Source organism: Vibrio sp. SG41-7, from assembly GCF_014164465.1.
In the GTDB taxonomy this organism is placed as follows: domain Bacteria; phylum Pseudomonadota; class Gammaproteobacteria; order Enterobacterales; family Vibrionaceae; genus Vibrio; species Vibrio splendidus.
In genome coordinates this window covers 41,133-55,837 of the sequence record NZ_JACJFF010000005.1, presented here as the reverse complement: position 1 = coordinate 55,837, position 14,705 = coordinate 41,133, and the positions used below count along the sequence as shown (strand labels likewise).

Genomic DNA, 14,705 nt, shown 5'->3' with positions numbered 1-14,705 from the left:
GAAGGCGACTTGGTGTACAGCATCGAAGTTGACGGCAGCGACCTGGTTGATGATGAAGATACGCGCGTAGAAGCGAGCGTGACGACCTCAGACGACGCGGGTAACGAAGCGACGGCGACGGCGGATGCGACCGACGGCGACTACGATGTTTCTCCAATCGCCAACGACGATACATACACACATACTCACGGTTTATCAGGTGCTTATTATGGACACAATAGTCAAGTGAGCAGTGTAGCGGTTGCCCTTTCAGTGATTAACGCTGGCGATCCAGATGTCACGTTTACAGCAACGGATCTTGATTACTCCTTGAGCGTGACGAGTGGAGTTGATGATGACGCTCAATTGAGTGACTTCTTAGGTGACGACGCGGATAGTATTTCTGGTAATGTTCCTAACGGTACAACCGATGGAGTGTTCAATTTAACTGGGGCCATTTATTTAGATGAAGGGGAATTTGCGCTTAAGGTGAATGCTGATGACGGTTATTCAATCAAAATTGATGGCGTTGTCGTTGCTGAAGTAGACAGTAACCAATCACCAACAGAGCGAATTCATAATGTCTTTGAAATCACTGATGCAGGTTATCACACCATTGAGATTGTATATTGGGATCAAGGTGGTAACGCTGTACTTGATATTGACGTTGGCCAGTATGATCAAGGCGGTAGTCTAATTGGTGACTTCTCTCCATTGTTAGATGCTCCTACATTAAACGATGAACTTTGCACTGTTGAAGGGCTATTAACCACAATTAGTACGGCTAGCTTGTTAGCGAATGACAGTGACCCTGATGGTGATAGTCTTACAATCCAGTCAGTAACTTCTGTTAGCGGCGGTACAGTGACCCTTAGTGAGAATGGTGATATTCAATTCACGCCCGAAGATGGGTTTACTGGTGACGCGACTTTCACTTATGTAGTGGCTGACGCAGACGGGTTGACTGATAGTGCGACTGTAACTGTTCATGTCGAGCCTAAATCTAGTGGATTGTCTGTAGACGTAGAGTTGTCATTTGGGACTGACATTAATCCAGCAGACCTGATTATAAGTGATGCAGAAGCTCAATTTGAAACAGGCACAGTAATCGAGGGTAGTGGTAATTCAAGCGATAACTTACTAGTTTCTACTAACGGAGCTTGGGTAGAGGGATATGGTGGTAATGACATTATCGTCGATGGTGGTGTCTCTAACGACTTTCAAGCTTCTGGCGGCGAAGGAAACGATATCCTAATTGGTGGTAACTCTTACGAATTAACTAACGTTTCACTAAATGCAGGTGCAGGTAATGATGTATTGGTGTCACAGTCTGCAACGGCCACGACTGCTTATTACGGCGGTTCAGGTAGCGATACGGCCTATATACCAGCATCTTTGAGTCAATTAAAGTTTATACCTGGTGGCGATAACAACTTGGCGCCTCAGGCTGATTTCTCATATAAATATGTCGATACTGAAAATGATAATGCAGTGACATACCATGATTTCTACGATATAGAAACGTTTGTTTTACAAGATGGAACCTATTCTGTGAATGATGGTGTAGTTACTAAGGTCACTGATTTCTTTAATTTAGATATTGATGTCAGTTTGATGGATAACGACGGCAGCGAAATCATTACTGATATTGTCATCAATGGTGTGCCAGATGGTTCAACTCTGAATGTAGGTTCACAAAACCAAGATGGTTCATGGTCAATACCTTCAGATAAATTAGATGCTTCCGGTCATATCTCTGTTGTTGTCGAAGCTCCTGTAGGGTCACAACCTGTACTAACGATTAGCGTAGGTGCTCAAGAAGTTGACGCACAAGGTGAACCCGTTGACTTACCTAAGTATGCTGAAGCTGAAACAGGTTCCATTGCGACCCCAGATACTGACCCTAATGGTGATAATAAAGTGGAAGGTAGTAGTGGTGATGATGTGGTAATGGGTGATAGTGGAGGGTACGTAACTTCAGTAACACCGGGGTTAAATTATAATATTGCTTTAGTAGTAGATGCATCCGGTAGTATGGGCGCTTTTGTTAAAGACTCAAATAATGTTGTACTGAAAAACCCTGATGGTTCAAGCATGACACGCATGGATATGATGCAAGTCGCTTTGATTAATTTAGTTACTTCATTTTCTGGTCACGATGGTGTTGTTAATATCAGTTTGATTGGCTTTGATGACAATATTGATGTTAGTTTTGAAGCTCTTAATATAACTGAAGATTCTGATATCTTAGTTGAGCTTATTTCGAAGATTGAACATAACCTACCTGTTGGCGGCGGAACTGATTATGGCGTTGGCTTCTCTGAAGCTAATGACTGGTTTGGCAGTGATGATATCGACTCCAATGCTTATGAAAATATGACGTTGTTCTTGACTGATGGGGAGCCTAATACCAGCACATTAGATCAAGCTTTGACTGAATACAATGAACTAGTTACTACACATAATGCGGAAGTAATGGCTATCGGAATCGGTTCTGAAGTTACTACGGATTACCTTAAATACTTCGATAATACTTCGACCATAACTCAGGAACTTGTTTCTCAGACGTCAAAAATATTCGAATTTTCCGACTCCTCTGATTTAGAGGGAACTAATCAGAATAATGATTCTTCAAGTAATACTTATGTTTCTGGTGGTGACTTAGTTTTAGTGGACAATGACCGTAATAGTTACAACTCATTAACGACGGAGTGGAAGAGTGATGATTTTAATGTTGCTTTCGATGGCTCTTCTATCTCTTTCGATGTCCAATTAAGTAATAGTAATTTTGCATGGGAGTTGTTTACAAAGCGTGGAAATCTAGTTGATTCTGGAAATAAAAGTGGAAGTAGTACATTTGAAATATCTGTCACTGACATATCATCAGGTAAGTACTATATTGTGTTAAGTCATGATGGGTATAGTGGATATAGAAATACGTATGCTTCAATCGATGACATATCACTAACACAGAATACACCTGTTAATGTCGGAGAAGTACAGATTGTTAATACTCCGGATGAGCTTGAAGCTGCACTACAGGGTAGTGAGACAATTAAAGAAATTGCTAGTATGGGGAGCGATCAAGTTCTTGGTAATGAAGGTGATGACATCTTATTTGGTGATGCCATTAATACTGATAACTTACCTTGGGGGATTGATGGCAACCCTGACAAGCCTATTGATTTAGATGATGGTGCTGGTCTATCAGCTTTAGTTAGCTTCTTACAATTGAATAATAATGGTATTGAACCCTCTGATATGGAAATTTACCAATACATTAGAGACAATCATGAAATATTCGACATAGATGATGCTCGCGGCGGTGACGATACGGTTGAAGGTGGCGAAGGTAAGGATATTATCTATGGTCAAGGAGGAGATGACACCTTAATTGGTGGCTTAGGAAATGATATCTTAGTCGGAGGAGAAGGTGATGATATATTCAAATGGGTAGATGAACCGCTTGACGACTATCGAGACGTTATTACTGACTTTGAAGTGGGCAGTGACCATATTGATTTATCTGAACTCCTTCACGATGAAAATACAATGGATGATGTTCTTGAACATTTGTCAGCTAAGATTAGCGATAATAACCAAGACCTAGAGTTAACCATTACTAACGATCAAGGTTCTCAAACTATAGTCTTGCAGGGCCAAGCAAATAATCTTAGTGGTTTTGACGTCGATTCTTCTGGTGTTTATTCCGGTGATGAATTGACGAATTTAGTTAATTCATTAATGACTAACCTACCAAACTCTTAATTCATCAATAACAAAAAGGGCCGAAAGGCCCTTTTTTAATACGTCAGTTTTGCTATCAAAACTAGCTTCTAAAGCACTAGAATTAAAGCACCTTACAAGCAAAACCTTTTAGGTAGAATCCTTCTGGGTAAGCTGTATCGATCAAGTGATCGGCAGCTTGCTCGAAGCGTTCAACAAACTTCACTGTTCTGCCCGCATCTAGAGCTGCGTCAGCGATGATTTTTTGGAATAGGTCAGCACCCATCAAACCTGAGCAAGAGTAGGTGAGTAGTGTTCCACCTGGATTCAGGATTTGCATCGCTAGCATGTTAACGTCTTTGTAGCCGTTAGCGCCTGAAGTTAGGTTGTTCTTGCTTGAAACAAACTTTGGTGGATCCATGATCACTACGTCAAACTTGGTGCCCTGGTCACGGTATTCGCGAAGCAGTTTGAATACGTCAGCGTTTAGGAATACAGCACGCTTTTTCGAGATATCAAACTCGTTAAGTTCAGCGTTGAACTTAGCAGTATCAAGAGCAAGTTGAGATACATCTGCGTTGATCACACGCTTCGCGTCGCCTTTAAGTGCGTAAAGGCCAAAGCCACCGGTGTATGAGAAACAGTTCAGTACATCTTTGTCTTTAACGTATTTCATAGATTCTTTACGGCTATCACGTTGATCCATGTAGAAGCCCGTTTTGTGGCCTTCCATAATGTTCACGCTGATTTTCACGCCGTTTTCTTCAATGACTACTGACTTAGGTGGCTCTTCGCCATGCAGTACGCCGACGGTTTGCTCTAAACCTTCTTTCTTACGAACCGCTACGTCAGAGCGTTCGTAAATATTACATTCAGGGAAGCATTCAACTAAAGCTTCAACGATAACGCTTTTGTTGAATTCCGCGCCAGCACTCAGTAGTTGGCAAACTAAGAAGTCTTGGTACTTGTCGATAGTAATTCCTGGCAGGCCGTCAGATTCAGCCGCCGTTAATCGGTATCCCGTTAGGCCATCACGTTCGATGATATCTTCACGTAGTGATTGTGCGTCTCTAAATCTTTTGATGAAAAACGCTTTATTGATTTCTTCCTTTTCAAATGTCCAAACACGAGCGCGAATTTGAGATTCTGGTGAGTAAGCTGCTTTTGCGATCCACTGACCATTTTGAGCATATACGTCTACAGTTTCACCTTGTTGTGGTTCGCCTTCGACCTTATCGATACCGCGTGAAAATACCCAAGGGTGTTTGCGGCGTAGTGATTTATCTCGGCCTTTAGCTAGATGAATTGAAGGAGTCATAATTTACTCTGTTTGTTGAATTTGAAGGAGGGGTATTGTCGGGGAAGTACAAGGGAAAAGCAAATAAGAAAGGGCTGCAGAAGCAGCCCTAGTAATGATTAATTAACACATAGTGGTTAGATGTCAGTATTAAGCTTTGAGACCCGTCAGCAAACCTTCCATCGTATCGCTTTGCTTACGAAGTTGGTCAACATTTACATTACTCTTACTGATCATTTCACAGATGCTGTCTGATTGATGACGAATCTCTTCAACACTTTGCGCAATGTTATCTGCAACAACACCTTGCTCTTCAGCTGCAGTAGCAATTTGAGTACTGCTATCAGAAATAGATTGGTTCTTTTCAGCTAACGAGCCAATCTCAACGTTTACTTCCGACATCAGTGTTTGACCTTCGTTAGCATTGCTAACAGTCACTTCCATCAACTTTGTCAGTGATTGGCTGTTACGTTGTAATGATTCGATCATGCTCTGGATTTCAACCGTTGCTTGCTGTGTTCTTCCTGCTAGGGCACGGACTTCATCGGCAACAACAGCGAATCCACGACCTTGCTCGCCAGCACGTGCAGCCTCAATGGCAGCATTCAGGGCTAATAGGTTAGTTTGTTCTGAGATGCCATTGATGGTTGCGACCACTTCATCAATTTGCGCTGCATTAGCATCAAGCTCTTCTACCGCTTGCGAAGCTGATTGAATTTCTTGAGATAGGCTTGAGATAGATTCCAATGTATTTGAAACTTTTACTTGGCCACTCTGTGCAACACCGCGAGCGTCCATAGTTTGAGAGCTAGACTCATGAGCAAGGGTTGCGACTTCACGAATCGTAGCTGCCATTTGTTCGGTTGCACTTGCCAAACTATTCAGATGTTCTTGTTGGTTACCCGAGATGTCTGAGCTCTGTTGTGTCGACTGGTTTAAGTCAGAACTGATCTGCTGCATGAGTGCGACAGACTCTTGGATTGATAGAACCATGTTTTGTTCACGCTCTGCTACTTTATCAATAGTAATTGCGATTTCACTGAACTCATCACGAACGAGGAAGTAGTTCATACGGCAGGTGAGGTCACCACTCGCTAGCGTGCTTAACGCTTTGTTCATAGAGAACATTGCGCCACCGATGAAAGTCATGATGTAGTAAACACCCAGAGCGATCAGCGTTAGGGTTACTGCGATAATTGAAACCTGAGTCGTAGATAGAGCTGACCATAAGTTTTGGTCATGGTTCGCAACTAAGCTGAATGCACCGTTCATAACTGAGACGGAACCAGCACCATAGCCTAAAGAGATGGTTTCAGAACTACTGACAAGCTGAGCAACTTGATCTTTCGTGAGTTGACCCGCTTCGATAAGTCCTTTCATCAAGAGCATTTCTTCTTGATAAAGATGAGCAAGTAAAGAGTCTGCGGCGCTATCTAAAACAAGAGTTAATATAACCAGGGCGAGAAGAGGTAATAAGAAGAGTAGATAGAACTTTTCTTGGATTTTTAGGTGAATGAGATATTTGTCAATCCAACGAAATGGGATTTCTTTCATAATCGTTATACTCGAAGTAAGTCCACCAATAAGCGGTGAATGAATAGAGTCGCAACTATATCATTCATACAATTTATGAGGCAACGTTATGGAAAGTTCACAATATATTTTTGTCGTATCAGGCGTAGTTCAGTGTGTTGGTTTTCGCTATCACACCAGTAGGCAGGCACAAGCTCTGGGCATTTCAGGCTATGCAAAGAACCTAAATGATGGCCGAGTTGAAGTGTTAGCTGTCGGAAAGGGTAAGGGAATAGAGAAGTTCCAAGCTTGGCTCAATATTGGCCCTTCGAGTGCGACAGTAGATCATGTAGTGATGCATCAAGTTAAAGAAAGTGAGCGGCAGGATGTGCGTATAGGGGAATTTAAAATACTGTAGCTAGCGCACTACAGTATTTACCTTTTTACCTTGAGAGCAACCTAAAGCTGTTTAAGCTTTACAAGCATTTTGCTGGTTTAGGTAAACCCGCGAGCTTGGTTGCTTGTTTAGCGGGGCCTTTCTTGAACAATTTGAATAGGTACTTGCTGTTACCTTTCTCTGGGCCGTGCGCTTTTTCCATCGCTTTAACGAGCATACGAACAGCCGGAGAGGTTTTGAATTCTTCGTAAAAGCTTCTTACAAAATGTACCACTTCTAAGTGCGCATCAGTCAGTTCAATCGCCTCGTCTTGAGCAAGAATTTCAATCATACCTTCTTCCCATTGTGTGTAGTCCAATAGGTAGCCTTGAGCGTCGGTTTCGATTTGCTTGCCATTATATTCAAACATGTTTAATCCAGAATCCAATTAACTATGCAGATAGGGTACATGACCACGTTTGCCTTTCTCAATAGATATTGTAGCTATCTAAAGAATTATTACATTGATAGATACAAAAAAGCCCAAGAGACAGGCTCTTGGGCTCAATTTTGAACGAACTATGATTAGTCGTTGCTGTTCATAATACCTAAGATGCTTAGTAGGCTGATGAAGATGTTGTAGATCGAAACATACAAGCTGATAGTTGCTGAGATGTAGTTTGTTTCACCGCCGCGGATGATGCTTTGCGTTGTTAGCAAAATAACACCAGTCGAGAATAGGATGAACATACCGCTCATTGCTAAAGACAGTAGAGGCATTTGTAGGAAGATGTTTGCAACCATCCCTACTAGCAGAACAACAAAACCAGCCATTAGCATACCGTTAAGGAATGAAAGGTCACGTTTAGTCGTCAGTGCGTAAGCTGATGCACCCATAAATGCTAATGCTGTACCACCAAGTGCAGTAAGGATGACATCACCCATGCCTGCGCCAACGTACATGTTTAAGATTGGACCAATGGTGTAGCCTAAGAAACCTGTAAATAGGAATGTGAAGACTAGACCCATGCTGTTGTCACGGTTCTTTTCTGTTAGGAACAGTAGGCCGTAGAAACCAACTAGCATAATGATAAGACCAGGGCGAGGAAGGTTCATCGCCATAGATACGCCTGCTACTACAGCAGACCAAAGTAGTGTCATAGACAGTAGTGCGTACGTGTTACGCAACACTTTATTGGTTTGCAGAGCATTCTCTTGAGTTGCTGTGCGTGAAAACATAGGGCTGTTCATAATCTTCCTCGTAAGGTGACTTCAATAGTTATTAGTACATTTATGGGGCTGAAAGTTCGAAAAATCAAGTCTTTCATTCCTTTTGTATACCTAAAATAATAATCAAAATAGTCGGTTAAGTGTTTCTTAAGGTGTAACAAAGTGTTTCTAATGACGTATAAAGTGTCGCTAATACTCGATGTTCAAACTTTTATAGTTACTGGCTAATGATTTATAACCTTTGAAAAACTATCTATAACCTTGAAAAATAAAGAGGCGACCTAAGCCGCCTCTATAGTTTATGCATCATAACACATTAATGGTGCAAGATTTGGCTCAAGAAGTTCTGCGTTCTGTCCGATTGTGGGTTTTCAAAGAAGTCGACAGGGTTGTTCTCTTCTATGATTTCACCTGCATCCATAAAGATAACTCGGTCGGCAACTTCTTTAGCAAAACCCATCTCGTGCGTTACACACAACATCGTCATGCCTTCTTCTGCAAGCTCAACCATAACGTCTAGTACTTCACGAACCATTTCCGGGTCGAGTGCCGATGTTGGTTCATCAAACAACATGACTTGAGGGTTCATACATAAAGAACGAGCGATTGCTACACGTTGTTGTTGGCCACCTGAAAGCTGTCCTGGGAATTTATCCGCTTGCTCAGGGATTTTTACACGCTCGAGGAATTTCATAGCGATGGCTTCAGCTTCCTCTTTCGGCATCTTCTTCACCCAAATAGGGGCCAGAGTACAGTTTTCTAAAACCGTTAAGTGAGGGAATAGGTTGAAGTGTTGGAAACACATACCTACATCTCTGCGCACGGCTTCAATGTTCTTCAGATCTTCTGTCAGTTCATTACCTGAAACGAAGATATGACCTTTTTGGTGCTCTTCTAATCGGTTGATACAGCGAATCATCGTGGATTTACCTGAACCAGAAGGGCCACAAATTACAATTTTTTCGCCTTTTCTAACTTCTAAATTGATGTTTTTAAGAACGTGGAACTCACCGTACCACTTGTTCATGTCTTTTAACTCGATCATAAGACCTTGAGAGTTGTTTTCTGTTTGCTGCGTCATAATACGTCCTTGATCTTGTTAATTATCGTTTGTGACCGGTGTGAAGTCTGTTTTCTAGCCAAATCGAGTATCTCGACATGCCAAAACAAAACACCCAGAACACTAACGCGACAAATACATAACTTTCTGTTGAAAACCCAAGCCATTCAGGATCGGTATTCGCGGCTTGGCCAATTCCCAATACATCAAACATACCGATAATTAAAACCAGACTGGTATCTTTGAACAAACCAATAAAGGTATTCACAATTGAAGGAATCGTGATTTTAAGAGCTTGAGGTAGAATGATAAGCCCTGTTTTTTTCCAGTAGCTCAACCCTAAAGCATCAGCGGCTTCGTATTGACCTTTTGGTATTGCTTGCAAACCACCGCGGATTACCTCTGCCATATAAGCCGCACTAAATAGTACTACCCCAACCAACGCTCTGATCAGTTTATCGGTTTCCATCCCTTCTGATAAAAAGAGCGGAAGCATTACCGAGGCCATAAATAGAACCGTAATCAGCGGTACACCACGCCAAATCTCGATGTAAACGGTACACATACTGCGGATGATCGGCATCTCTGAACGACGCCCAAGTGCCAGTGCAACACCAATAGGAAGTGACACTACAATACCAACAAGTGCGATGATCAGCGTAACCAGTAGACCGCCCCATTTATGGGTATCAACAACCTCTAGTCCAAATACACCACCGTATAGTAAGCCAGCAATGATAAACGGGTAGATGTTTACGAAGAACAACCAAATCCACGTGCGCTTAGGTGTTTTTTCGTAAGCTAACAAAACGACAAAAATAGCTAACGTTGCGTAGAAAAGGCGAGGGCGCCACAGTTCAGCTTCTGGATAGAAGCCATACATGAATTGGTCCCAACGAACACTAATGAAAACCCAACATGCCCCATCACTTGTACAGGCATCTCGAGTTGTTCCTATCCAATCAGCATTAATGAATGCCCAATCTGCTATTGCCCACAATAAAGTGAAAGCAAAATAACCAAGGACCACAGTGACGACACTGTTAATTGGTCCATTAAATAGATTTTTTCTTAACCAACCGACAGGTCCAACAGTATTCGCTGGAGGCGGAAGATCAGGTTGAAATTGATGTGTACTCATCTTATCTCTCCACCAACGCTACTTTGCGGTTGTATATGTTCATTAGAGCGGATGTCAATAGGCTTAGAGTTAGGTAGACGCCCATTGTCATCGCGATTACTTCGATAGCTTGTCCAGTTTGGTTCAATGTTGTTCCTGCAAAGACAGAGACAAGATCGGGATAACCAATGGCCATCGCAAGTGATGAGTTTTTGGTCAGGTTTAAATACTGACTGGTTAGTGGTGGGATAATAATTCTTAATGCTTGCGGAATAATGACTAGCTTAAGAGTTCTTGTTCGCGGGAGCCCTAGAGACATAGCAGCCTCTGTTTGCCCATGGTTTACCGCATTAATACCTGAACGCACAATCTCGGCGATGAATGCTGCTGTGTAGATACTTAAAGCGAGCATCAATGCTGCCAATTCAGGAATGATGCTGATACCACCTTTGAAGTTAAACCCTTTCAGAACAGGGTACTCCGCAGAGATAGGCATACCCATAACAAAGTAAGTGACTAATGGTAAGCCCACAATCAGCGCTGCAGCAATTCGCAACATTGGTGTTTGTTGGCCGGTTAGCTTTTGTTTGTTATTAGCCCAGATGTTGATAACAAAAGTAGCGATGATACCGACAATCAATGATGCGATGACAATGCTACTGCCTTGTTCTAACACTGGAGCTGGGAAGTACAAACCACGTACATTCAAGAAAATAGCTTCACCAAGGCTCATACTCTGACGAGCGGAAGGCAATGCTTGTAGAACGGCGAAATACCAAAAAAATATTTGTAGAAGAAGAGGGATATTTCGGAATATCTCAATGTAGACAGCTGCAAATCGGCTAACTAGCCAGTTTGAAGATAGCCTAGCGATACCCATACTAAAGCCCAGTACTGTGGCTAACATGATGCCTAATACTGAAACTAAAGCGGTATTGAGAAGACCGATAAAGAATGTACGGCCGTATGAGAATGTTTCGTCGTATTCAATCAGTGTTAAGCCGATACCAAAACCAGCTTCTTGGGAGAGAAAATCAAAACCAGTGGCGATACCACGGGAGTCTAAGTTTGTGAGTGCATTATTTACAATCGTGTAAAAGAAAGCACAAAGCGCCGCGACGGCGAGAATTTGGAAAACAATTGAGCGAAAAGTGGGGTTGTAAAAAAGGTTGGCACTTTTGGGCTGTGGTTTTTCTTGAGTTGGAGAAATAGTTTCATTAGGTTTCATACTGCTATAACCTCAAATCCATTTAATAAATAGGGCGGAAAAGTCCGCCCTAATTGATGCTTGTAAATTTATTAACGGATTGGTGGAGCGTACATAAAGCCGCCCGCATTCCATAGTGCGTTTACGCCACGAGAGATCTGTAGTGGTGAACCTGTACCAACAGTACGTTCGAAGCTCTCACCGTAGTTACCAACTTGTTTAATGACTTGGTAACCCCAATCGTCACGAATGCCAAGGCCTTTACCTTTAGGACCGTCAACACCAAGAATACGCTTGATGTTTGGATCTTTTGACTTAAGCATTTCGTCAGCATTCTTAGAAGAGATGCCGTACTCTTCTGCGTTAATCATTGCAGAAAGGGTCCATTTAGCAACGTTGAACCACTTGTCATCATCTTGACGAACAACAGGGCCTAGTGGCTCTTTAGAGATGATTTCAGGAAGTACCTGTGCAGATTTAGGATCAGCTAGATTTAGGCGAAGAGCATATAGACCAGATTGGTCAGTTGTAAGAACATCACAACGACCCGCGTCGAAGCCTTTAGATGTTTGTGCTGCCGTATCGAATACCACTGGCTTGTAAGACATGCCACTGTTACGGAAGTAATCGGCTAGGTTAAGTTCAGTTGTTGTACCTGATTGAACACATACAGAAGCGCCATCAAGCTCTTGAGCACTTGTTAGACCGAGTTCTTTCTTAACCATGAAGCCTTGACCATCGTAGTAGTTAACGCCTACGAAGTTCAGACCTAGAGCAGTGTCACGATGTAGCGTCCATGTTGTGTTACGAGATAGTACGTCTATTTCACCAGATTGAAGCGCGGTAAAACGCTCTTTTGCTGTTAGCGGTACATACTTAACTTTAGTCTTGTCACCGAGTACAGCCGCTGCAAGAGCTTGACAATACTCAACATCAATTCCTTCCCATTCACCTTTTGAGTTAGGGTTAGAGAACCCTGGAAGACCTGTACTTACACCACAAGTTAGAAAACCTTGGGATGTGACTTTGTCCAGAGTGCTTTCTGCCGCTGATGCTGATGTTGCCATCATCGCAGTTGATGCAGCTACTACTGAAGCAAGAAGTGTTAGTTTATTTGTCATTTGTATCCTTCCTTGTTAACCAGGTGACACCTGATACTCATACTCGTTTGAGTGTCTCTTGTGTGTTGCGTTGTCTATGACCTTGTTGCTCAAATTAAGCGAGTTGCATTTTGCAAATGAAACCGTGTGCGATTTAAACAACTGTTTATAAGGTTAGGAAAGGATCCGTAGTTTCACAAATGTATAATTTAAAAAGAATTTTGAATGAAATCACAAATCCGAACACAATTAGAATGACCAAATGTTAACTGAATGTAAATAGTGCAACGGTTCACACTGTTGGTGCAACGAGATTTAGGTTTTTATATTGATGGTGGGCTAGGTAAATATTCTGAATTAAAGTCGTATTGGTGGCACATTAGCCTTAAGAAAGTTGAAAATTTGGTCAATAAATATTTTTATTACGCTCGGATAGTTATGAATATGCTCCAAATTTGGTAGCATGTCTGAATAGTTATTGAAGTAGTCTCAAGGAAGAACATGCGTTATTTCCCAATGTTTTTGGATGTAGAGAATAAGCCAATTCTAGTGGTTGGTGGGGGCGAGGTTGCTTGCCGAAAAGTCGACAGTTTGCTACGAGCGGGTGCTAATGTAACTTTGGTTTCTCCTAAGGTTGCACCTTACTTAAAAGAGCTAGCCGATGAAGACAAACTTCGTTGGGTTCAAAATTTTTACTCGTCACAGCTTATCTCGAAAAACTACTTACAAGTGTGGGCAACCACAGACAATCCAAACCTAAACCATCAAGTACATAATGATGCAAAAAAAATGGGTATTCTTGTCAATGTGGTCGATGACTTACCCTATTGTGATTTCATCACACCCTCAATGATAAATCGCGGACGAATCCAAATAGCGATCTCAAGTGGGGGTGCATCACCTGTTTTGGTGAGAAATATTAGAGAAAAACTCGAAACTGTATTGCCACAGAACATAGGTTTGATAGCGGATTTCGGTGCATCAAAACGCAATTCAATTAAAGAGTCCTTTCCTACTGTTGATGAACGCCGAAAATTCTGGGAGCGCTTTTTGTCGTCCAGTTTTATTAATCAAGTGACGGATAGGGATCAACTTGAATCGTACTATCAACAGTCGTTGACTGAGCAAGTTGATAGTGAAGGGCAGGTCACTTGGATCGAATTTGAAGAAGATGTTGAGCTACTTTCTATGAAGGCTTTACGTCTGATGCAAGAGGCAGAGCTAGTACTTTCACCAATCGATTGTCCATTCGAATTTATAGACTTATGCCGTCGAGATGCAGAAAGAGAGAGCTATGTTAATAGCGGAGAGCTATCAACCAAGCTTGAGCAGGCAAGAGCAGAGAAATTGCGAGTGTGTGTATTTATTCCACCAGCAAGCGTAGAGTTCAATCTGCTGGTCGGCAAAGACCTAAAATTGTCTGCAGCCAAAGTACTCAAGTAAGGCTCGATCTATCTAGCTCGGTTCAAATGCCCTCGCGGTATGCGAATAAAGCTGACCGATAAATAAAAAGCCACTTCCTAAAAGAAGTGGCTTTTTGCGATTTTAAACACGACATTGTGCTGATGAATGAGCAACCACAATAAGCAGTCGCTCAAACTCGCAAATTAGTCGCGGAAGTTGTCAAACTGGAAAGGTTGACCAAGTTCACCGCTGCGAACTAGAGCCATAACAGCTTGTAGGTCATCACGCTTTTTACCCGTTACACGAACTTTGTCGCCTTGGATAGAAGCTTGAACTTTAACTTTGTTGTCTTTGATTAGCTTAACGATCTTCTTAGCGACATCAGTTTCAATGCCTTGCTTAAAGATAACCGTTTGGTGCCAAGTGCGACCTGTTTGGTCTGCCGCTTTCGCTTCCATCGCGTTAGGATCAACATTACGCTTTGTTAGGTTGCTACGAAGGATATCGCGCATTTGCTTCAGTTGAAAATCGTCTTGAGCAGTCAATTTTACTGATTCATCTTTGTAATCAAAGCTTGCTTCAACGCCGCGAAAATCGAAACGAGTCGATAGTTCACGGTTTGCGTTGTCTACCGCGTTACGCAGTTCTACTGCTTCTACTTCAGAGATAATGTCAAATGATGGCATTGTGTTGT

The 14,705-nt window shown here is 42.1% G+C and carries 12 protein-coding genes; 3 read left to right on the top strand and 9 right to left on the bottom strand.

The features are described from left to right. Window positions 1–12: 12 nt before the first annotated feature. Entirely contained in the window at window positions 13–3,747 is a 3,735-nt protein-coding gene (locus tag H5300_RS02305; protein ID WP_182795326.1) for an Ig-like domain-containing protein, read from the top strand. An 82-nt stretch (window positions 3,748–3,829) separates the two neighbouring features. Here H5300_RS02305 and H5300_RS02300 read toward each other — a convergent pair whose 3' ends face one another. Next, on the bottom strand, window positions 3,830–5,023 hold the full coding sequence (locus H5300_RS02300; protein WP_182795325.1) for a class I SAM-dependent methyltransferase: 1,194 nt from the start codon (window positions 5,021–5,023) through the stop codon (window positions 3,830–3,832). 129 nt (window positions 5,024–5,152) lie between these two features. Further along, the gene (locus H5300_RS02295) at window positions 5,153–6,556 is read right to left on the bottom strand and encodes a methyl-accepting chemotaxis protein (protein WP_182795324.1); all 1,404 of its coding nucleotides are present in this window, start codon (window positions 6,554–6,556) and stop codon (window positions 5,153–5,155) included. Window positions 6,557–6,644: 88 nt separating this feature from the next. On the opposite strand from H5300_RS02295, the gene yccX reads away from it, so the two are divergent. Further along, window positions 6,645–6,932 carry an acylphosphatase gene (gene yccX / locus H5300_RS02290; protein ID WP_102495589.1) on the top strand — a complete coding sequence of 96 codons (288 nt, stop codon included), beginning with the start codon at window positions 6,645–6,647 and terminating at the stop codon, window positions 6,930–6,932. 58 nt (window positions 6,933–6,990) lie between these two features. On the opposite strand, the gene H5300_RS02285 is transcribed toward yccX, so the two are convergent. The 6 genes from H5300_RS02285 to H5300_RS02260 all read right to left on the bottom strand — a co-directional run bounded on the left by H5300_RS02285 (window position 6,991) and on the right by H5300_RS02260 (window position 12,628). Continuing rightward, window positions 6,991–7,320, bottom strand: a complete 330-nt coding sequence (locus H5300_RS02285) for a TusE/DsrC/DsvC family sulfur relay protein (protein ID WP_004733621.1) — start codon at window positions 7,318–7,320, stop codon at window positions 6,991–6,993. Window positions 7,321–7,475: 155 nt separating this feature from the next. After that, a complete protein-coding gene (locus tag H5300_RS02280; RefSeq protein ID WP_017077199.1) occupies window positions 7,476–8,141 on the bottom strand; it encodes a Bax inhibitor-1/YccA family protein in 666 nt (221 codons plus the stop codon). Between the two features lie 295 nt (window positions 8,142–8,436). Then, complete coding sequence (locus H5300_RS02275) at window positions 8,437–9,201, bottom strand: amino acid ABC transporter ATP-binding protein (RefSeq protein ID WP_004733637.1); 765 nt, start codon at window positions 9,199–9,201, stop codon at window positions 8,437–8,439. 22 nt (window positions 9,202–9,223) lie between these two features. Beyond that, entirely contained in the window at window positions 9,224–10,321 is a 1,098-nt protein-coding gene (locus H5300_RS02270; RefSeq protein ID WP_004733636.1) for an amino acid ABC transporter permease, read from the bottom strand. 1 nt (window position 10,322) lies between these two features. Beyond that, the gene (locus H5300_RS02265) at window positions 10,323–11,528 is read right to left on the bottom strand and encodes an amino acid ABC transporter permease (RefSeq protein ID WP_009846641.1); all 1,206 of its coding nucleotides are present in this window, start codon (window positions 11,526–11,528) and stop codon (window positions 10,323–10,325) included. Window positions 11,529–11,599: 71 nt separating this feature from the next. After that, complete coding sequence (locus H5300_RS02260; protein WP_004733634.1) at window positions 11,600–12,628, bottom strand: amino acid ABC transporter substrate-binding protein; 1,029 nt, start codon at window positions 12,626–12,628, stop codon at window positions 11,600–11,602. A 480-nt stretch (window positions 12,629–13,108) separates the two neighbouring features. Between H5300_RS02260 and H5300_RS02255 the strand changes: the two genes are divergently transcribed. Continuing rightward, a complete protein-coding gene (locus tag H5300_RS02255) occupies window positions 13,109–14,050 on the top strand; it encodes a bifunctional precorrin-2 dehydrogenase/sirohydrochlorin ferrochelatase (protein WP_017103471.1) in 942 nt (313 codons plus the stop codon). Between the two features lie 164 nt (window positions 14,051–14,214). Here H5300_RS02255 and H5300_RS02250 read toward each other — a convergent pair whose 3' ends face one another. Further along, window positions 14,215–14,697, bottom strand: coding sequence for a YajQ family cyclic di-GMP-binding protein (locus H5300_RS02250; RefSeq protein ID WP_004733632.1), 483 nt, complete (start codon window positions 14,695–14,697; stop codon window positions 14,215–14,217). Window positions 14,698–14,705 lie beyond the last annotated feature (8 nt).